The 18,453-nt window shown below is 68.4% G+C and carries 19 protein-coding genes; 2 read left to right on the top strand and 17 right to left on the bottom strand.

All coding sequences use genetic code 11. The features are described from left to right. Nucleotides 1–6 precede the first annotated feature (6 nt). The 15 genes from IPP91_06705 to IPP91_06775 form a co-directional block, all read right to left on the bottom strand. The gene (locus IPP91_06705) at nt 7–453 is read right to left on the bottom strand and encodes a DUF2721 domain-containing protein (protein ID MBL0141754.1); all 447 of its coding nucleotides are present in this window, start codon (nt 451–453) and stop codon (nt 7–9) included. Nucleotides 454–485: 32 nt separating this feature from the next. Further along, nucleotides 486–1,130: a DedA family protein gene (locus IPP91_06710; GenBank protein MBL0141755.1), complete on the bottom strand. Its 645-nt coding sequence runs from the start codon at nt 1,128–1,130 to the stop codon at nt 486–488. 4 nt (nt 1,131–1,134) lie between these two features. Beyond that, nucleotides 1,135–2,088, bottom strand: coding sequence for a protein translocase subunit SecF (gene secF, locus IPP91_06715; protein ID MBL0141756.1), 954 nt, complete (start codon nt 2,086–2,088; stop codon nt 1,135–1,137). A gap of 38 nt (nt 2,089–2,126) precedes the next feature. Beyond that, nucleotides 2,127–3,992: a protein translocase subunit SecD gene (gene secD, locus IPP91_06720; protein MBL0141757.1), complete on the bottom strand. Its 1,866-nt coding sequence runs from the start codon at nt 3,990–3,992 to the stop codon at nt 2,127–2,129. A gap of 13 nt (nt 3,993–4,005) precedes the next feature. Next, entirely contained in the window at nt 4,006–4,329 is a 324-nt protein-coding gene (gene yajC / locus IPP91_06725; GenBank protein ID MBL0141758.1) for a preprotein translocase subunit YajC, read from the bottom strand. A 128-nt stretch (nt 4,330–4,457) separates the two neighbouring features. Continuing rightward, entirely contained in the window at nt 4,458–5,570 is a 1,113-nt protein-coding gene (gene tgt / locus IPP91_06730) for a tRNA guanosine(34) transglycosylase Tgt (protein ID MBL0141759.1), read from the bottom strand. After that, nucleotides 5,567–6,217 carry a glutathione S-transferase family protein gene (locus tag IPP91_06735; GenBank protein ID MBL0141760.1) on the bottom strand — a complete coding sequence of 217 codons (651 nt, stop codon included), beginning with the start codon at nt 6,215–6,217 and terminating at the stop codon, nt 5,567–5,569. Before IPP91_06735 ends, tgt begins: the two co-directional genes overlap by 4 nt. 109 nt (nt 6,218–6,326) lie before the next feature. After that, nucleotides 6,327–8,408: a sodium-translocating pyrophosphatase gene (locus IPP91_06740; protein ID MBL0141761.1), complete on the bottom strand. Its 2,082-nt coding sequence runs from the start codon at nt 8,406–8,408 to the stop codon at nt 6,327–6,329. Between the two features lie 55 nt (nt 8,409–8,463). After that, nucleotides 8,464–9,723: a 6-phosphofructokinase gene (locus IPP91_06745; GenBank protein MBL0141762.1), complete on the bottom strand. Its 1,260-nt coding sequence runs from the start codon at nt 9,721–9,723 to the stop codon at nt 8,464–8,466. Nucleotides 9,724–9,729: 6 nt separating this feature from the next. Beyond that, the gene (gene adk, locus IPP91_06750) at nt 9,730–10,383 is read right to left on the bottom strand and encodes an adenylate kinase (protein ID MBL0141763.1); all 654 of its coding nucleotides are present in this window, start codon (nt 10,381–10,383) and stop codon (nt 9,730–9,732) included. Between the two features lie 101 nt (nt 10,384–10,484). Beyond that, the gene (gene kdsB, locus IPP91_06755) at nt 10,485–11,261 is read right to left on the bottom strand and encodes a 3-deoxy-manno-octulosonate cytidylyltransferase (GenBank protein ID MBL0141764.1); all 777 of its coding nucleotides are present in this window, start codon (nt 11,259–11,261) and stop codon (nt 10,485–10,487) included. Nucleotides 11,262–11,277: 16 nt separating this feature from the next. Next, complete coding sequence (locus IPP91_06760) at nt 11,278–11,457, bottom strand: Trm112 family protein (protein MBL0141765.1); 180 nt, start codon at nt 11,455–11,457, stop codon at nt 11,278–11,280. Next, on the bottom strand, nt 11,457–12,485 hold the full coding sequence (locus tag IPP91_06765) for a tetraacyldisaccharide 4'-kinase (GenBank protein ID MBL0141766.1): 1,029 nt from the start codon (nt 12,483–12,485) through the stop codon (nt 11,457–11,459). Before IPP91_06765 ends, IPP91_06760 begins: the two co-directional genes overlap by 1 nt. A 30-nt stretch (nt 12,486–12,515) precedes the next feature. After that, on the bottom strand, nt 12,516–12,932 hold the full coding sequence (locus IPP91_06770) for a biopolymer transporter ExbD (GenBank protein ID MBL0141767.1): 417 nt from the start codon (nt 12,930–12,932) through the stop codon (nt 12,516–12,518). Beyond that, nucleotides 12,929–13,537, bottom strand: a complete 609-nt coding sequence (locus IPP91_06775) for a MotA/TolQ/ExbB proton channel family protein (protein ID MBL0141768.1) — start codon at nt 13,535–13,537, stop codon at nt 12,929–12,931. Before IPP91_06775 ends, IPP91_06770 begins: the two co-directional genes overlap by 4 nt. A 470-nt stretch (nt 13,538–14,007) precedes the next feature. On the opposite strand from IPP91_06775, the gene IPP91_06780 reads away from it, so the two are divergent. Continuing rightward, on the top strand, nt 14,008–15,366 hold the full coding sequence (locus tag IPP91_06780; protein MBL0141769.1) for an exodeoxyribonuclease VII large subunit: 1,359 nt from the start codon (nt 14,008–14,010) through the stop codon (nt 15,364–15,366). Between the two features lie 61 nt (nt 15,367–15,427). After that, nucleotides 15,428–15,676, top strand: a complete 249-nt coding sequence (locus IPP91_06785) for a dodecin domain-containing protein (protein ID MBL0141770.1) — start codon at nt 15,428–15,430, stop codon at nt 15,674–15,676. Between the two features lie 33 nt (nt 15,677–15,709). On the opposite strand, the gene miaA is transcribed toward IPP91_06785, so the two are convergent. Then, complete coding sequence (gene miaA, locus IPP91_06790; GenBank protein ID MBL0141771.1) at nt 15,710–16,645, bottom strand: tRNA (adenosine(37)-N6)-dimethylallyltransferase MiaA; 936 nt, start codon at nt 16,643–16,645, stop codon at nt 15,710–15,712. Nucleotides 16,646–16,656: 11 nt separating this feature from the next. Further along, nucleotides 16,657–18,381, bottom strand: coding sequence for a DNA mismatch repair endonuclease MutL (mutL, locus tag IPP91_06795; GenBank protein MBL0141772.1), 1,725 nt, complete (start codon nt 18,379–18,381; stop codon nt 16,657–16,659). Nucleotides 18,382–18,453: the final 72 nt, after the last annotated feature.

The raw sequence follows: 18,453 nt of genomic DNA on the forward strand, positions 1-18,453 counted from the left end.
GCGCGGTCAGCCGACGAATCGCGCCCGATCCGCGACGTTGGCGAGGTACACCTCGCGCAGGAAGAGCAGCAGGCAGACCGTGAGCGCCAGGATCGCCATCACGAAGAGCGCAGCCACGGGCTTCGCGAGGTGGAAATCCACGAAAGCGCCGAGAAACGCCGTTCCGACGAGCAGGCACACCAGCAGCGCGGAGAACACGGCGGCCGTGATGGACCAGAGGACGAGCTTGATGCGGCGCGCAAGGACGCTCAACTCGCCCAGCATCGACGCGTGCATCTCTCCCTCGAACGCGCTGAGCAGTTCCTCGAGCTTGCGCCGCCTGTCCACGGCGCGGCCCAGACGCCCGGTGAGCGCATTGATGAGCGTCCCGATGGCGGTAAGGAGGAACACCGGCGCCACCGCGAGCTGGATCGCGCGCGTGATGTCGAAGACCTGGGAATCGAGGGCGGGCATGGAATGAATCTAGGCCGAGCCGGCGGGGGGCGTCAAACCCGCGCCCCGCCGCGCGACTTCCAGGCGGCCACCACGAGCGGCACGAGGCTCACCGCGATGATCCCGAGAATGATGGGGGTGAGGTTCGCGCGCACCCAGGGAAGGTTGCCGAAGAAGTACCCGGCGTAGGCCAGGGAGGCGACCCACAGCACCGCGCCCCCCACGTTGAAGGCGGTGAAGCGGGCATATCCCATCTCGGCGAGCCCGGCCACGAACGGGACGTAGGTCCGGATGATCGGCAGGAAGCGCGAAATCACGACCGCGGCGCCGCCGTAGCGCTCGTAGAAAGCATGCGTGCGGTCGAGGTGCTCGCGCTTGACCCAGCGCGACCCTGCACCGTCGAAGATCCGGCGGCCGAGCCATCGCCCGATCGCGTAGTTGGTGGTGTTCCCGAGAACCGCCGCGATCGTGAGCGCGGCGACGAGGAGATGCACGTCCATCCCTCCGAGCGCGGCCAGCGCCCCCGCCACGAAGAGGAGCGAGTCGCCCGGCAGGAAAGGAGTGACCACGAGCCCCGTCTCCGCGAAAATCACCGCGAAGAGAATCGCGTACACCCACGCGCCGTAGTCGCGCACGAGCATCCCGAGGTGGACATCGAGGCGCAGGACGATGTCCAGCAACCCCGCGATCAGCTCCACCGCCTCAGGGCACCACGGGCTCGGCGGTCTTCTTCTCCGGCTTCACGAAATCCTCGCGCGAGGCGCCGAGGTACTTCGCGAGCGGGGCGGCCACCAGCACCGAGGAGTAGATGCCGAAGCAGATGCCGATGGTGAGCGCGAGGGCGAAGTAGTGCAGGCTGGCGCCGCCGAAGAAGAGGATCGCGAGCACCATCATCTGCGTGGAGCCGTGGGTGATGATCGTGCGCGAGATCGTGCCGGTGATGGAGGCGTCCATGATCTCGTCCACCGAGGCGCGGCGCATCTTGCGGAAGTTCTCGCGCACCCGGTCGAAGATGACCACGGACTCGTTCACCGAATAGCCCAGGATCGCCAGCACGGCCGCCAGCACCGGCAGCGAGAATTCCCACTGGAACGCCGCGAACATGCCCAGGATGATCACCACGTCGTGCAGGTTCGCGATGATGGTGGCCACGGCGAAGCGCCACTCGAAGCGAAACGCCAGGTAGACCATGATGCCCAGGCAAACCACCAGGAGCGCGAGCGCGCCGTCGGTGGCGAGCTCCTTGCCCACCTGGCCGCCCACGAACTCGGTCCGGACGATCTTCGCGGAGGCGTCCACGCTCCTGAGCACCTGCATCGCCGCCAGGCTCTGCTTCTGCATCTCCTCGTTCTGGATCTTCGGGTCCGGGTTGGCCTTGAGCGGAAGACGGATCAGGACGTCCTGCGACGAGCCGAACTTGAGGACGTTGATGTCCTTGAAGCCGGCCGCGCCGAGGGCCTCGCGAATGCGGTCGGGCTGTGCGGGCTTGTCGTGCGTCACCTCCATCACCGTGCCGCCGGTGAACTCGATGGAGAAGTGCAGGCCGCGCGCGGCAAGAAAACCAACCGCCAGCAAGAACGTGATGAGCGAGATCACGTTGAACACCAGCGCGTGGCGCATGAAGGGGATCGTGCGCCGGATCTTGAAGAATTCCATTCGGAATGTCCTTGGGTCTTGGCGTCAGGCCGGCGGCGTCAGGCCGCGGCCTTCTTGTGCCAGTTGGTGTTGCCGATGGACACGTTGACGACCTTCCTGCGGCCGCCGTAGATCAGGTTCACGATGCCGCGCGAGACCATCACCGCGCTGAAGATCGAGGTGAGGATACCCAGGCAATGCACGACCGCGAACCCGCGCACGGGGCCGGAACCGAAGGCGAGCAGGGCCAGGCCCGCGATGAGTGTCGTGACGTTGGAGTCGAAAATCGTGTCGAACGCGCGCTCGTAGCCCACCTGGATGGCCATCTGCGGGCTCATGCCGGCGCGGAGCTCCTCGCGGATCCTCTCGTTGATGAGCACGTTGGCGTCGATCGCCATGCCGAGCGCCAGCGCGATGGCCGCGATGCCGGGGAGCGTGAGCGTGGCCTGGAGCATCGACAGCAGCGCCACGAGGAAAAGCAGGTTCGATGCCAGGGCCGCCACCGAGATCATGCCGAAGAGCACGTAGTACACGATCATGAAGACGGCGATGGCCATGAATCCGTAGACCACGGACCTGAAGCCCTTGGCGATGTTCTCCGCGCCCAGGGACGGCCCGACGGTGCGCTCCTCGATGATGTCCATGGGGGCGGCCAGCGCGCCGGCGCGCAGCAGCAGCGCCAGGTTGCGGGCCTCCTGCACGTCACCGATGCCGGAAATCTGGAAGCGGTTGCCGAATTCCTCCTGGATCACTGGCCACGTGAGCACGGTGGTGGAATTGCGCTCCACCAGCATCATGCCCATGCGCTTCTTGAGGTTCTCGCGCGTCGTCTGGCGCATGATGCGCCCGCCGCTGTCGTCGAGCGCCATCGAGACGACGGGCCGGCCGTCGCGCTGATCGAAGCCCGGTTGCGCGTCCTTGATCCGGTCGCCCGTGATCACCACCGTCTTCTTCACCAGCACCGTGTTGCCCTCGGCGTCGAGGAACTTGTCGGTGCCGAAGGGCGCGGGCTGGTCCTTGTAGGCGGCGAAGGCGTTCTGGCCGGGGCCTGACGCATGCTCTTCCGAGACCAGGCGCACTTCGAGCGTGGCGGTGCGGCCGAGGATCTCCTTGGCGCGGCCCGGGTCCTGCACGCCGGCCAGCTGCACCACGATGCGATCGACGCCCTGCTGCTGGATGATGGGCTCGGCCACGCCCAGTTCGTTCACGCGGTTGCGCAGCGTCTGGATGTTCTGCTGGAGGGCGAGCTCCTGCTCCTTCTTCACGACCTCGGGCTTGATCGTGGCGACGATGCCCGCTTCCTCGCCCGCGGCCTGTTCGCGCAGGGTCAGGTCCGGCATCTCCTTCTCGATGAGCTTCAGGGCCGCGGCGCGCTGGTCGTTCTCGCGGAAGCGGACCACCACGCGGTCACCCTCGCGCGCCAGGCCCGAGTAGTAGATCTTCTTGTCGCGCAGCAGGCCCCGCACGTCGCCGAGGTAGCGCTCGACCGACTTGTTGGCGGCCGCCTTCATGTCCACCTGCAACAGGAAGTGCACGCCCCCGCGCAGGTCGAGGCCCAGGTACATGGGCTTGGCGCCCAGCGCCTGCAGCCACTTGGGCGTGGCCGACTGCAGGTTCAGCGCCACGACGTATCCCGGCGGCACCTTCGCCTGGATGATGTCGCGCGCCTTGATCTGGGTGTCGGTGTCGGCGAAGCGGAAGATCGCCTGCCCTTCCTCGCCCTCGATCCCGGCCATCGCGATGCCCGCGCCCTTGAGGGCCGCCACGAGATCGGATTGCAGGGGCGCCTCCACCTTCACCGAGGCGCGCGCGCCGGAGACCTGAACCACCGGCACCTCGCCGAAAAGGTTTGGCGCGGCGTAGATGATGCTCACCACCAGCGCGACGGCGATGAGGACGTACTTCCAGGCCGGGTACTTGTTCATGCGCGATGGGCCGCTACTGGGCGTCCTTGATGGTGCCCTTGGGCAGGAGCGTGTTCACGGCCTGCTTCTGGACCTGGATCACGACCTTGTCGGCCACTTCGAGGCCGACGTAGTTGTCGGTGATCTTCGTGATCTTGCCGACGATGCCGACGGCGACCACCTCGTCGCCCTTCTGCAGCGCTTCCAGCATCGACTTGTGCTCCTTCGCCTTCTTCATCTGCGGACGGATCATGAGGAAGTAGAGGATCACGAACATCAGGATGATGGGCAGCAGGCCCATCAGCGTGTCGCCCTGCGAAGCCTGGCCGGCGGCCTGGGCGTATGCGGTTCCGATCATGTGGGTCTCCGGGCGGAATGTCTTGATGCGGCAAGGGCTTAACTTGCCGGAAAAACATGCGATTCTAGCATGCCGAGGGACGTCATTCGACCCCAGGTGGAGGCGGAAGGCGGGGGGTTCAAGGCCCCTCAGGGCGCAGCGGCCGTGGCGCCCCGGTCGCGGTGGAAACGCTCCCGGAAAGCGGCGAAGGCGCCAGCCTCGATGGCCTGCCGCATTTCGCGCATCAGGATCTGGTAGTAGAAGAGGTTGTGGATGGTATTGAGCCGCGCGCCGAGGATCTCGTTGGCGCGGTGCAGGTGGTGCAGGTAGGCGCGCGTGAAATGGCGGCAGGTGTAGCAGGCGCACTCCTCGTCGAGCGGATGCACGTCCGCCCGGTGGCGCGCGTTCTTGATCCTGAGGTCGCCGAAGCGCGTGAACAGCCAGCCGTTGCGCGCGTTTCGCGTGGGCAGGACGCAATCGAAGAGGTCCACACCGGCAGCCACGGCATCGACGAGGTTTTCCGGCGTTCCCACCCCCATCAGGTAACGCGGGCGATCGGCGGGGAGCTTCGGCGCCGTATGCGCCAGGATGCGCGCCATGTCCTGCCCGGGCTCGCCCACGGACAGGCCGCCGATGGCGTAGCCGTCGAAGCCGATCGCCTCCAGCGCCCCCCGGGATTCGTCGCGAAGGTCCTCGTGCATGCCACCCTGCACGATGCCGAAGAGGGCGTTGGCATTGCCCTCGTGCGCCCGCTTCGAGCGCGCGGCCCAGCGCAAGGAGAGCCGCATGGAATCCGCCGTCTCGTCGCGCGTGGCGGGGTAGGCGGTGCACTCGTCGAAGACCATCGCGATGTCGGAATCGAGGACGCGCTGGATGCGCATCGACTCCTCGGGCGTGAGGAAGAGCTTGTCGCCGTTCACCGGCGACTGGAAGGCGACGCCCTCCTCGCTCACCTTCCGCAGCGGGCCCAGGCTGTACACCTGGAAGCCGCCGGAATCGGTGAGGATGGGCCCGTCCCAGCCCATGAAGCGGTGCAGGCCGCCGTGCGCGGCGATCACCTCCATCCCCGGGCGCAGCCACAGGTGGAACGTGTTGCCGAGCACGATGTCGGCGCCGACCTCGACGAGTTCCGCCGGCGTCATCGCCTTCACCGTGCCGTAGGTGCCCACCGGCATGAAGGCCGGCGTGGCGACCTCGCCGTGGGCCAGCGCGAGCGTGCCGCGTCGCGCGGCGCCGTCGGTGGCGAGCAGGTCGAACTTCACGAACGCCAGTGCGGGGGAAAGGTCTTGTCGAAGTACGGCAGCGCCTCGATGCGCCCCGCCCATTGCGCGATGGGCGGCGGGAGGATCCCGGCGAGCTTCGAGACGGGCTTCTTTTCGCCGATGCGCTTCACGTACGCGACGTCCGGGTAGAGGACGAAGTCGGCCGCGCCCGGCGAGTCCCCCCCGAGGTAGGCTCCGCGCAGCTCGCGCCCGAAGTGGTCCAGCTCGGCGGCAAGCGTGCGGCGCCCCTCCTCCAGGCGGACCTCGTCCGGCGCCACGCCCTCGGGCTTCTTGTAGAGCTCATCGTAGATCGGCGTAAGCCCCTTGCGGTCCAGGTGCTCCTCGTCCTCGCGCACGAGGCGGCGGATGCGCGCGCGCTCCTGCGCCGTGCCGGGATACAGCCGCCGCGTGCCGGCGATCTCGTCGAGGTACTCGAGGATCGCGAGCGACTCCCACAGCACGAACCCGTCGTGCACGATCGTGGGCACCTGGTGGCGCGGATTGATCGCGACGAACTCGGGCTTCGTGAGGTCCTTGTCGGCGAACGACAGCACCTTGAGTTCGTAGGGGATGCCGAGGTGCTCGAGGGCCAGCCAGACGCGCCAGGAATAGGGCGAGCCGTGGCCGTGGTAGAAGGCGAGGGACATGACGGGATCTCCTGCGGCGCCAGGCACGGTGGCAGGCACCGCATCTCGCACCAGACGAAAAAGGCCGGCGGGGAAGACCCGCCGGCCCGCGAAGTTTACTGCCAACCGCCTAAAGCAGCGGCACGATGAGCAGCGCCACGATGTTGATGATCTTGATGAGCGGGTTCACCGCGGGGCCGGCCGTGTCCTTGTAGGGGTCGCCCACCGTGTCGCCCGTGACCGCGGCCTTGTGGGCATCCGAGCCCTTGCCGCCGTGATGGCCGTCCTCGATGTACTTCTTGGCGTTGTCCCAGGCGCCGCCGCCGGTGCACATGGAGATCGCGACGAAGAGTCCCGTCACGATGGTGCCCATGAGCATGCCGCCCAGGGCCTGCACGCCGGCGTCCCGGCCCATCAGGAAGCCGACGATCAGGGCCACCGCCACCGGAGAGAGCACCGGCAGCAGCGACGGGATCATCATCTCCTTGATGGCGCCCTTCGTGAGCATGTCCACCGCGCGCGAGTAGTCGGGCTTGGCCGTGCCTTCCATGATGCCCTTGATCTCGCGGAACTGGCGGCGAACCTCCTCCACCACCGAGCCCGCGCAGCGGCCCACCGCCTCCATCGCCATGGCGCCGAAGAGGTAGGGAATGAGTCCGCCGGCGAAAAGGCCGATGATGACGGCCGGGTTCGACAGGTCGAACGTCAGGTGCCGGCCCGTCTCCTCGAGCTTGTGCGTGTAGTCGGCGAACAGGACGAGTGCGGCGAGGCCCGCCGAACCGATGGCGTAGCCCTTGGTCACGGCCTTGGTCGTGTTGCCCACGGCATCGAGCGGGTCTGTCACGTTGCGCACCTCCTTGGGCAACTCGGCCATCTCCGCGATGCCGCCCGCGTTGTCCGTGATCGGCCCGTAGGCGTCCAGCGCCACGATGATGCCGGCCATCGAGAGCATCGAGGTGGCGGCGATCGCGATGCCGTAGAGGCCCGCGAGCGAGTAGGAGGCCCAGATCGCCGCGCAGACCGAGAGCACCGGCCAGGCGGTCGAGCGCATCGACACGCCGATTCCCGCGATGATGTTGGTGGCATGTCCCTTGGTGGAAGCCTCGGCCACGTGCTGCACGGGGCCCCACTCGGTGCCCGTGTAGAACTCGGTAATGAACACCAGGAGCGCGGTGAGCACGAGGCCGACGATGCAGGTGCCCCAGAGCTTGAGCACCGTGATGTTGCCGCCCGCAAGCGCGGACACGGCATCGTGCATCAGCCAGTCCGTCACGAAGTAGAAGGCGACGAGGGAAAGCAGGCCCGCCACCGCGAGGCCGCGGTAGAGCGCGTTCATGATCTTTCCGCCCTCCGAGGTCTTCACGAAGGAGCAGCCGATGATCGAGGCGACGATCGACACCGCGCCAAGCGCCAGCGGATAGACCACCACGTTGCCGACGATGGCGGCCGTCGGGATGAGCAGCGCCCCGAGCACCATCGTCGCGATGATCGTCACGGCATAGGTCTCGAAGAGGTCCGCGGCCATGCCGGCGCAATCGCCCACGTTGTCGCCCACGTTGTCGGCGATGACGGCCGGGTTGCGGGGATCGTCCTCGGGAATGCCGGCTTCCACCTTGCCCACGAGGTCCGCGCCCACGTCGGCGCCCTTGGTGAAGATGCCGCCGCCCAGTCGCGCGAAGATCGAGATGAGGGAGGAGCCGAACGCGAGCCCGATGAGCGGTTTCACGATGTCGCCCATCTTCTCGCCATGCACGGCCGAGCCCTGCAGGAAGATGAAGAAGCCGGTCACCGAGAGCAGGCCCAGGCCGACCACGAGCATGCCGGTGATCGCGCCGCCCTTGAAGGCGATGTCGAGCGCCGGGGCGATTCCGCCGCGGGCCGCCTCGGCGGTGCGCACGTTGGAGCGCACGGACACGTTCATCCCGATGAAGCCGGCCGCGCCGGAGGCAACGGCGCCGATCGCGAAGCCCAGCGCCGTCATCCAGCCCAGCCCCGGCACGAAGCCGAGCACGAGGAAGATCACCACGCCCACCATGCCGATGGTCGCGTACTGGCGGTTGAGGTAGGCCTTGGCGCCGGCCTGGATCGCCGCGGCGATCTCGCGCATCCGGTCGTTGCCATCCGGCTGCGAGAGGATCCAGCGTGCGGTCCACGCGCCGTACAGCAGCGCGATGGCGCCGCAGGCGAGCGCCAGGATGAGTGCGTTGTTCATGGTCTGCTTCTCCTTGTTGCCTGGGGTTTGCGATTCGGAACCGGTATGCCTCGCGCTAAGGCGCGAAGGTGGACTTCGTCTTCTTCCTGACGGCGACGTTCTTCAGGCGCACGTACCTGGGAAGGCCCTTCTCGAACGGGGGAAACGCCTCGCCAGCGATGAGTGGCTCGAGATAGCGGCGGCATTTCGCCGTGATGTGGAAGCCGTCCTTCGCGATGTAGTCACGCGGCATCTTCTTTTCGACGTTCGCCACGTCGGCAAGCTTCGCCACCCCGATTTTCCAGCGGTACGGGCGGCTGGAGACGCGCACGATGGTCGGCATCACGCCGGATTCGCCCTTGAGGGCCAGCTCGACGGCGGCCTTGCCCACGGCGTAGGACTGTTCCAGGTCGGTCTTCGAGGCGATGTGGCGGGCCGAGCGCTGCAGGTAGTCCGCCACGGCCCAGTGGACCTTGTAGCCCCGCTTCGCCTGCACGAGGCCCGCGATCACCGGGGCGACGCCCCCGAGCTGCGCGTGGCCGAAGGCGTCCTTGAGCCCCGTCTCGGAGAGGAATCGGCCCTCAAGGTCGCGCAGCCCTTCCGACACGCCGACGGCGCAGTAGCCGAATCGCTTCACGCAGTGATCCACTCTTGCGAGGAACGCGGCCTCGTCGAAGGCGATCTCGGGGAACAGCAGCACATGGGGGGCTTCGGCGGCCTTCGACTGGGCGAGGCCCACCGCCGCGGTGATCCAGCCGGCATGCCGGCCCATCACCTCGAGCACGAAGACCTTGGTCGAGGTCTTTGCCATGGAAGCGATGTCGAATCCCGCCTCCAGCATGCTGGTCGCCACGTACTTGGCCACCGAACCGAAGCCGGGGCAGGTGTCGGTGATCGGCAGGTCGTTGTCGATCGTCTTGGGCACGTGCACGGCGACGAGCGGGTAGCCCAGTTCGGCGGCGATGCGCGAAACCTTGAGGCAGGTGTCGGCCGAATCGTTGCCGCCGTTGTAGAAGAAATAGCCGATGTCGTGCGCCTTGAACACCTCGATCAGGCGCTCGTATTCGTGGCCGCCCTTCTCGACGCCCTTGAGCTTGTAGCGGCAGGAGCCGAAGGCGCCGCCGGGCGTGTGCATGAGCGCGCGGATGGATGCGGCGGATTCGCGGCTGGTGTCGATCAGGTTCTCGTGCAGCGCGCCCAGGATGCCGTCGCGCCCGGCGAAGACCTTGCCGATCTTCGTGCGGTGCTTGCGGGCGGTCTCGATGACGCCGGCGGCGCTCGCGTTGATCACCGCGGTCACCCCGCCCGACTGTGCGTAGAAGACGTTGCGAGGCATGGCGGGCTAGCCCAGGGCGGCGAAGACGAGGTCGCGGACGGCGTCGACCGTGCCGCCCCCCGGAATCCGGTGGCACCGCGGCGCATGCGGGTCGCCGGTGGCGGCCCAGCGCGCGTAGAACTCGACCAGGGGGACGGTCTGCTGGTGGTAGATCACCAGGCGCTTCCTGACCGTCTCCTCCTTGTCGTCGTCGCGCTGGATGAGGTCTTCGCCCGTCACATCGTCCTTGCCTGCCGTTTTCGGCGGGTTGTACTTGAGGTGATAGGTGCGTCCCGACGGCAGGTGCACGCGCCGCCCGGACATGCGGTCGATGATGGCCGAGTCCTCGACCGCGATCTCGACCACGTGATCCACATCGATGCCGGAAGCCCTCAGGGCCTCGGCCTGCGGAATCGTGCGCGGGAAGCCGTCGAAAAGAAATCCGCGCTCGCAATCGGGCGCCACGATCCGCTCCTTCACGAGCGCGACGATGATGTCGTCCGAGACGAGTTCCCCGCGGTCCATGATGGTCTTGGCCGCGAGCCCCTGCGGCGTTCCGGCCTTCACGGCGGCACGAAGCATGTCCCCGGTCGAAATCTGGGGGATCGAGAACTTCTGCGTGACGAATCCGGCCTGGGTCCCCTTGCCGGCGCCCGGGCCTCCCAACAAGATCAGGCGCATGGGCCTGCCTCCCTCAAGAGCGTTTTTACTGGAAAAGCACTCGATTATCACCGGCCCGGGGGAAGCGGGTCAAACCCGTGGAAACCCGAAGGGGGGGGTATTCAGGGCTGCGCCGGCCCGAGAATCTTCCTCACGCGCTCCAGGTCCTCGGGCGTGTCCACGCCCGCCTCGACGGGCTCGCCCCAGAAGGCCACCGCGATCCGGTGGCCGTGGCCCAGGGCGCGAAGCTGCTCCAGCGCCTCGAAGCGCTCGGCGGGCGTCGGCGACAGGCCCGAGAACCTGCGCAGGAAGCCCACCCGGTAGGCGTAGATGCCGACATGGCGAAGGGCCGGGAACCCGGGCGGCAGCTTGCCCTTCGTCGCGGCGAAGGCATCGCGTGCATACGGGATGGGCGCCCGCGAGAAGTAGGTCGCATACCCCTCGGTATCGTGGACCACCTTCACGACATTGGGGTCGAAGAACGCCTTCGCCGACGTGATCGGATGGACGGCGGTCGCGATGGAAGCCTTGGGCCGCAGCGCCAGCTCCCGGGCCACGGCGCGGATGAGGAGCGGGTCGATGAGCGGCTCGTCGCCCTGGACGTTCACCACGATCTCGCCGTCGGCGAGCCCGAGGAGTTCCACGGCCTCCGCGAGGCGATCGGTTCCGGTGGGATGCGACGTCGAGGTCGTGCACACGCGCCAGTCGAGCGCCGCCATGGCGTCGGCGATATCCGGGTGGTCCGTTGCGATGACCACGTCCTCGGCGCCGCTCTGCGCGGCGCGCTCGGCGACCCACGCCACCATGGGCTTGCCGCCGATGTCGGCGAGCATCTTGCCCGGCAGGCGGGTCGAGCGAAGCCGCGCCGGGATGATGACCTTGAAGGTGAGGGTCTTCACGGGTCGCCAGGTGCCCTCAGGCTTCCTCTTCGGGGCCGAGCTTCCTCGCCTCCTCCTCGAGCATGACGGGAATGTCGTCCCGCACCGGGAAGGCGAGCCGGTCGGCGCGACAGGTGAGCTCGTGCGGCTCCCGGCGGTGAACGAGGGGGCCCTTGCAGATGGGGCAGACGAGGATTTCGAGGAGCTTGGGGTCCATCAGGGGCGTGTCCCGGCGGCGAGGCGATCGAGGAGGAAGGCGTCGAACTCCGGCGGGAGCACCGCCTCGACGCGAAGGAACCACATCCGCGCATCCGCGAATGCCGCGCATTTTACGGCATCCTTCTCCGTCATGACGATGAGCTCCACCCCCGGCAGGCGAAGCTCGTTCTGCTGGAAGTGGTGATGGTCGGCAAACGCGTGGCGCTCCCCCGCCACGCCCAGCCGCGCCAGGTGGGAAAAGAAGCGGGCGGGATTGCCGATGCCCGCGACCGCGGCGACTCTCCGGCCGCGCGCGCCGAGCGCGAATTGCGCGGGGGAAAGGTCCTCGTTCGCGAACGAAACGAACCGCTCTCCGGCCAGCGTCATCGCGAACTGGCGCGGCGCGGGAACGAGGTCCGAATAACCGCCGTTCACCACCGCCGCATCGACGCTCCTCAACCGCGAGACCGGCTCGCGCAGCGGCCCCGAAGGCAGCGGCAGCCCGTTGCCGAAGCCGCGTTCGCCGTCCACGACCGCGATTTCCACGTCCCGGGCCAGCGCGTAATGCTGCAGGCCGTCATCGCTGACCAGCACGTCGATCTCCGGATGCGCGGCGAGCAGTGCCCGAGCGGCTGCCGGGCGGTCCGGGGACAGGTAGACGGGCGCGCCCGTGCGGCGCGCGATGAGCACGGGCTCGTCGCCGAAGTACTCGGGCGTGGCGATGCCGGGAAGGACGCGGACCACGCCTCGCGGATCGGCATCCGTTGGCGGCACTCGGCCGTAGCCGCGCGAAATCACGCCCGGGTTGCGCCCGGCCCTGCGAAGCGATTCGACGACGGCGATGACCAGCGGCGTCTTTCCCGTGCCACCCGCGGTGATGTTGCCCACGACGATGACCGGGACCGGGGATTTCCACGCGCGAAGGATCCCCGCGCCATAGAGCGCGCGCCGCAGGGCGACGAGCAGGCGAAAGACGAGCGCCAGGGGCAGGAACACGAGCGCGCCGCCGCCCAGGCGCTGCCATTCCCTTTCCAGCCAGGCTTGCATGCCCGAAACCCCCGCGCGAAGCGCCGGTCCCTACTTGCGGGACTGGGTGGTGAACGAGATGTGGTTGTAGCCCGCCAGCCGCGCCGCTTCCATCACGTTGACCACTGACTGGTGAGTGGCCGCGGCGTCGGCGCTGATGGCGACGACGGGCTCCTTCGCGCCCTTGGCGGCCTCCTGGAGACGGCCCGCCAGTCCCGAAGGGTTGTCGTAGGAGACGGTGGTGCCGTTGATGGCGTAGCGGCCGTTCGCGTCCACCGCCACCGCCAGCACCAGCGGGCGGTCGGGGGACTTGTCCGCCGTCGATTCCGGAAGGTTGATCTGCAGTTCGGCGAAGCGGCTGTAGGTGGTAGTGAGGAAAAGGAAGATCAGGACGACGATGAGGATGTCGATCAGCGGGATCAGGTTGATCTCCGGCTCTTCGCGCGCGCGGCCGCGACGGAAGTTCATGCGCGCCGTTCGCCCCGGAGGATCTCCACCAGCTTGATCGCCTGGCTTTCCATTTCGACCACCAGCACGTCCACCCGGTTGCGGAAGTGGCGGTAGAAGATCACCGCCGGAATCGCGACCCCGATGCCGAAGAGCGTGTTGTAGAGCGCGACCGAGATGCCATGGGCGAGCTGCGCGGGATTGCCCCCGGACGGGGTCTGGGAGCCGAATATCTCGATCATGCCGACGATGGTGCCGAACAGGCCCAGCAGCGTGGAGACGGTGGCGATGGTACCCAGCGTGTTGAGGAACCGCTCGAGCTCCAGGCCCACGGCGCGCCCGGCGTCCTCGACCGCATCCTTGATCACGTCCCGCGGGCTCTTCTCGTTGGCGAGCGCCGCCGCGAAGATGCGGCCGATGAGCGGGCCCTGCTGGAGCCGGTTGAGGAGGTCCTGCGTCACCCCCTTCGACTGGTATTCGCGGATCGTCGAGGAGAGCAGGTCGCGCGGCGCGATGAGCGGCGTGCGCAGCGACCAGAAGCGTTCGATGATGATCGCGAGCGCCGTGACGGAGGTGAGAATGATGAACCAGATCGGCCAGCCGGCCGCTTCGATGATCGACAGCACGCTAGGAATTCCTCGGGGAAAGTCGCCGCGCATTTTCCCCTGCCGACTCGCGTTCCACAAGTCCTGTTATTGCTCGCGTGACGCGGCCACAAGGCCGGTCATGAACCACATCGACTCGCAACGCGAATGCGGGGTCGGGATCGAGCACTGGCGCGGCTTCGCGGACGGAAACCCCCGAAAAGCGGCGTCGATTCTCGCGCGACAATCGATCCGCGAGGGTGTAGTGGCACAGTGTCGCAATTCATCCACAGAGCCTGTGGATAACCCTGTGGGCGCTTCGCGGGCGACCTCTCCAAGTCGTGTTCCCGTAAGGCTTTTTCTTCCTCCGCTCATTTTTTGAGCGCCAGCAGATAAAACTTATTAATCAGAGAGTTACGGTTTTTTTCCCCTGTCAAGGGAGACCGAACGGATGACGGCGGGTTTCGCAGGCCCCCCACTTCGCCGACGGTGGACAAGGGCCCCTACGCGGCATGCCCCGAAACCGTCTAGGATGCGCTCCCATGACCGCGATTTCCCCCTCCCAGCCCCTTACCGTCACCGAGCTCAACCGGCGTTCCCGCCAGGTTCTCGAGAACCAGTTCGGCCTCATCTGGGTGGTGGGGGAGATCTCCCGGGCCACCCTCGCCTCGTCGGGCCACTGGTACTTCGTCCTGAAGGACGACGGGGCCGCGATCGATTGTGCGATGTTCAAGGGGCGCGCCCAGTACCTGGACTTCCGCCCCGAGAACGGTCTGAAGGTGGAGGTCCGCGCGCGCGTCACCGTCTATGAGCCCCGCGGGGCCTACCAGCTTTCCGTGGAGCAGATGCGCCACGCGGGACTGGGCGCGCTCTTCGAGGCCTTCGAGAAGCTGAAGGCGCGCCTGGGCAAGGAAGGCCTTTTCGATGAAGCCCGCAAGAAACCGCTTCCCGTCCATGCGCGCGCCATCGGCATCATCACCTCTCCCGCCGCGGCGGCGCTGCGCGACATCCTCACCACGCTCGCGCGGCGCGCGCCCATGGTCCCGGTGATCCTCTACCCGAGCCTCGTGCAGGGCGAAGGCGCCGCCGCCCAGTTGGCACGTGCCATCGAGACGGCCAACGCGCGGCGCGAGTGCGACGTACTCATCGTCGCGCGTGGCGGCGGCAGCCTCGAGGATCTCTGGGCATTCAACGAGGAACCGGTCGCGCGCGCCATCGCCGCCTCTGCGATCCCCGTGGTGAGCGGCGTGGGCCACGAGACCGACTTCACTATCGCCGACTTCGTGGCCGACCTGCGCGCGGCCACGCCCACGGCCGCAGCCGTGGCCGCCAGCCCCGACCGCGAGGCGCTCCTGCTGCAGCTCGGGCGCGCCCGCTCGCGTCTGGTGCGCGCCGCCGCGCGTGCCGTTGACGACGCGGCGCAGCGCCTGGACCTCTCGGCGCGGCGCCTGCTCACCCCCACGGAGCACCTCGCCCGCGGCCACGTGCAGCTCGCCGCCCTCGCTCGCCGCCTCTCGCTCCAGGCACGGCAGGCGATCGGCCTGCGGGAAGCGTCCCTGCGCGGCCTCGCGCCGCGGCTGCGCGCGGCCGCCCCCGACGTGGAAGGCGCCTCGCAGGGGTTCGGTCGCCTTTCGCGGCGTCTCGCGGCAGCAGCCGCCCGCTCGCAGCGCGACCGCCTTTCCCGCCTGGCCGGCGCGGCCGCCTCGCTGTCGCATCTCGATCCGACGCAGGTGCTCCTGCGCGGCTACGCGATCGTGCGCGCAGCCGACGGCGATGTCGTCCGGTCCGGCGCAACGCTGGCGCGCGGCGACGCGCTCGACGTGAGCTTCGCAGAGGGCGGCGCCAGCGTCACGGTGGACCATCCGCGCTGATTCCTCGCGCCGCGGCGCGGGCGTATAGTGGGTTTGCGATACTCACCCACGAGGAGAAAGCATGGCCAGCAAGTCGAAACCGAAAAAGGCGCGGGCGGCAATTCCCGCCGTCTACAAGATCATCGAGATCGTCGGCACCAGCCCCACGTCGTTCGCCGATGCGGTCGCCAACGGCGTCAAGTCCGCCTCGAAGAGCCTGCGCGACCTGCGTGTCGCGGAAGTCGATCGGCTCGACGTGAAGATCGAGCACGGCAAGCTCATCTATCGCGCGAAGCTCAAGGTCAGCTTCAAGTACCACGGCGACGATTGAGCCTCGGGGCTCGCGTCCCGCAACCGCACCGCCTCAGCGAAGGAACCGCTCGACGCGCCCCGTCACCTCGTCCGCGAGGTCGGGGCGCAGGCAGTCCAGCCGCTCGACTTCGCGCATCGCGCGCAGCCAGGTGAGTTGCCTCTTGGCGAGCTGGCGCGTCGCCGCGATTCCCCGCTGCGCCAGCGTCGATTCCGGCGCGATGCCGTCCAGCGTTTCCCACACCTGGCGATAGCCCACGGCGCGCATCGACGGCAGGCCCGCCTCGAGCGCGTGCCGCTCGCGCAGCGACGCCACTTCCTCCACCAGCCCCGCGGCGAGCATCGCGTGGAAGCGCGCCTCGATGCGGCCGTGCAGGACGGACCGGTCCGACGGTTCCAGCGCGAGGGTGAGAGCGGCGAACGGTGCAGGCGCGCGTCCCGCCCCTGCGATGAGCGCGGCGAGCGGCCGCCCGGAAAGGTGGAAGACCTCGAGCGCCCGCTGGATGCGCTGGGCGTCGTTCGGATCGAGCCGTGCGGCCGTCTGCGGATCCACGCGCGCCAGGTCCGCGTGCAGCGCGGGCCATCCACGCCTGCGCGCGCCCTCGTCCAGCTGCGCGCGAATTCCCGCGTCCGCGGCGGGCAGTGTGGCCAGGCCGCGCATCAACGCACGCTCGTAAAGCATCGTGCCGCCCACGAACAGCGGCACGCAGCCGCGCAGCGCGATTTCGCCGGCGATGCGAAGCGCGTCCTCGCGAAAACGGCCGGCCGAGTACGCCTCGGTGGGGTCAACGATGTCGATGAGGTGGTGCGCGATGGCGGCTCTCGTCGCCGCGTCGGGCTTGGCGGTTCCGATGTCCATGCCGCGGTACACGAGCGCCGAGTCCACGCTCACGATTTCGACAGGAAGGCGCGCAGCCACCGCGAGCGAAACCGCGGTCTTGCCGCTCGCAGTGGGCCCCAGGACGAAAATGGCGGCAGCGGGTCCCGGCATCGGCTCGGGCGCTAGCGACCCCGGAGAAACAGCCGATCGAGCTCGGCCATGGAGAACTGCACCCAGGTCGGGCGGCCGTGGTTGCAGCTGCCGGCCCGCTCGGTCTCCTCCATTTCGCGAAGCAGCGCGTTCATCTCCGGCACCGTGAGGATGCGATTGGCGCGCACGGCGGCGTGGCACGCCATGGTCGAGAGCAGCTCGTTGCGGCGCTCGACGAGCGCGCGGCTGGCGCCGAACTCGCGCACCTCGGCGAGAATCGATCGCAGCATCGCCGGCGGATCGAGGTCGGCCAGCAGCGCCGGCACGGCCCGCACGACGAGGTCGCGCGGTCCGGCGACGCCCACCTCGAAGCCCAGGCTCTCCAGGGCCTCGCTGGATCGTTGCGCTTCCTCGACTTCCTCCGCCGTCGCCGGCATTGCGATCGGGACGAGCAGCGGCTGCGCGGGAAGACGCGAGGCATCCAGCGCGCCCTTGAGCTTCTCGTACACGATTCGCTCGTGGGCGGCGTGCATGTCCACGAGCACCAGCCCTGCCGAGTTCTGCGCGAGCACGAAGACGCCGTGCAGTTGCGCGAGCGCATAGCCGAGCAGGGGTGGCGCGCCCGGTTCTGCAGGCGGGCGACGCTCGGCGGACACCGTGGCGGCGAAAAACGCCTCGTAACGGGAGGCCGGCTGTGCCACCGCCAGCGACGGCTGCGTGAACGCGAACGGCGACGCGGGCGCCGGCGATGCGGTGCGCGCAGCGCCCGCCAGGGGAGCCGCGAGTGCGCGCGAGAGCGCGTGAAAGACGAACTGGTGCACGGCACGCGAGTCACGGAATCGCACTTCGGACTTGGCCGGATGCACGTTCACGTCCACGAGCCGCGGGTCGACGTCCAGGAAGAGCACATAGGCGGGGTGGCGGTCGTGATGCAGGACATCTGCGTAGGCCTCGCGGATGGCATGGGAGACGACCTTGTCGCGCACGAATCGCCCGTTCACGAAGAGGTACTGCGCGTCGCGCGTGGCGCGCGTGAAGCCGGGGGCCGCGACGAACCCCGACAACCGCACCGAGGCGCCGCTCGCCTCCACCTCGACGGCGGAAAGGGCAAAGTCCTCGCCCACGATGGCGCTCGCGCGTTCGCGGGGCGTCGCGGGCACAAGATGGGCCACGCGCCGGCCGTTGTGCGCGAACGAGAAGGCGACCCCGGGCCGGGACAGCGCCACGCGCGAGAACGCCTCCTCGCAGCGCGCGAACTCGGTCGCCTCGCTCTTCAGGAATTTGCGCCGGGCAGGCGTGTTGTAGTACAGCTCCTCCACCTCGATCGTGGTGCCGGCGGCGAGCGCGGCGGGCTCGACGGCGGAGAGCGCCCCGCCGTTGCAGGCGATGCGCCAGGCATGGCGCTCGCCCGCGCGCCGGCTGGTGAGCGCAAGGCGCGAGACGGCACCGATGGAGGCGAGCGCCTCTCCCCGGAAGCCGAGCGTGGCGGCTTTCTCGAGGTCCTCGAGCGTGGAGATCTTGCTGGTGGCGAAACGGGCGAGCGCCAGCGGCAGGTCGCCCGCCTCGATGCCCGAGCCGTCGTCCGCCACGCGAATGCGCCGCATGCCGCCTTCGGCCAGGTCCACCGAAACCGACTGCGCTCCCGCGTCCAGGCTGTTCTCGACCAGTTCCTTCAGCGCGGAGGCCGGGCGCTCGACCACCTCGCCGGCAGCGATCTGGTTCACCAGCAATTCGGGAAGCGCGCGGATGTGTCCCATCGGGGAATCGCGGTCCGGAAAGGGTCCGCGGCAAGGGGCGTTCGGCCCCGGGGTCGAGGGCGAATGTTACAC

Source organism: Betaproteobacteria bacterium, from assembly GCA_016720855.1.
Taxonomy (GTDB): domain Bacteria; phylum Pseudomonadota; class Gammaproteobacteria; order Burkholderiales; family Usitatibacteraceae; genus FEB-7.

What these genes read in the sequence shown, in the direction of transcription:
- IPP91_06705 (MBL0141754.1), bottom strand. Translation starts at nt 453, where the DNA reads ATGCCCGCCCTCGATTCCCAGGTCTTCGACATCACGCGCGCGATCCAG.
- secF (MBL0141756.1), bottom strand. Translation starts at nt 2,088, where the DNA reads ATGGAATTCTTCAAGATCCGGCGCACGATCCCCTTCATGCGCCACGCG.
- secD (MBL0141757.1), bottom strand. Translation starts at nt 3,992, where the DNA reads ATGAACAAGTACCCGGCCTGGAAGTACGTCCTCATCGCCGTCGCGCTG.
- yajC (MBL0141758.1), bottom strand. Translation starts at nt 4,329, where the DNA reads ATGATCGGAACCGCATACGCCCAGGCCGCCGGCCAGGCTTCGCAGGGC.
- IPP91_06735 (MBL0141760.1), bottom strand. Translation starts at nt 6,217, where the DNA reads ATGTCCCTCGCCTTCTACCACGGCCACGGCTCGCCCTATTCCTGGCGC.
- IPP91_06740 (MBL0141761.1), bottom strand. Translation starts at nt 8,408, where the DNA reads ATGAACAACGCACTCATCCTGGCGCTCGCCTGCGGCGCCATCGCGCTG.
- IPP91_06745 (MBL0141762.1), bottom strand. Translation starts at nt 9,723, where the DNA reads ATGCCTCGCAACGTCTTCTACGCACAGTCGGGCGGGGTGACCGCGGTG.
- adk (MBL0141763.1), bottom strand. Translation starts at nt 10,383, where the DNA reads ATGCGCCTGATCTTGTTGGGAGGCCCGGGCGCCGGCAAGGGGACCCAG.
- IPP91_06760 (MBL0141765.1), bottom strand. Translation starts at nt 11,457, where the DNA reads ATGGACCCCAAGCTCCTCGAAATCCTCGTCTGCCCCATCTGCAAGGGC.
- IPP91_06765 (MBL0141766.1), bottom strand. Translation starts at nt 12,485, where the DNA reads ATGCAAGCCTGGCTGGAAAGGGAATGGCAGCGCCTGGGCGGCGGCGCG.
- IPP91_06770 (MBL0141767.1), bottom strand. Translation starts at nt 12,932, where the DNA reads ATGAACTTCCGTCGCGGCCGCGCGCGCGAAGAGCCGGAGATCAACCTG.
- IPP91_06780 (MBL0141769.1), top strand. Translation starts at nt 14,008, where the DNA reads ATGCCCCGAAACCGTCTAGGATGCGCTCCCATGACCGCGATTTCCCCC.
- IPP91_06785 (MBL0141770.1), top strand. Translation starts at nt 15,428, where the DNA reads ATGGCCAGCAAGTCGAAACCGAAAAAGGCGCGGGCGGCAATTCCCGCC.
- miaA (MBL0141771.1), bottom strand. Translation starts at nt 16,645, where the DNA reads ATGCCGGGACCCGCTGCCGCCATTTTCGTCCTGGGGCCCACTGCGAGC.
- mutL (MBL0141772.1), bottom strand. Translation starts at nt 18,381, where the DNA reads ATGGGACACATCCGCGCGCTTCCCGAATTGCTGGTGAACCAGATCGCT.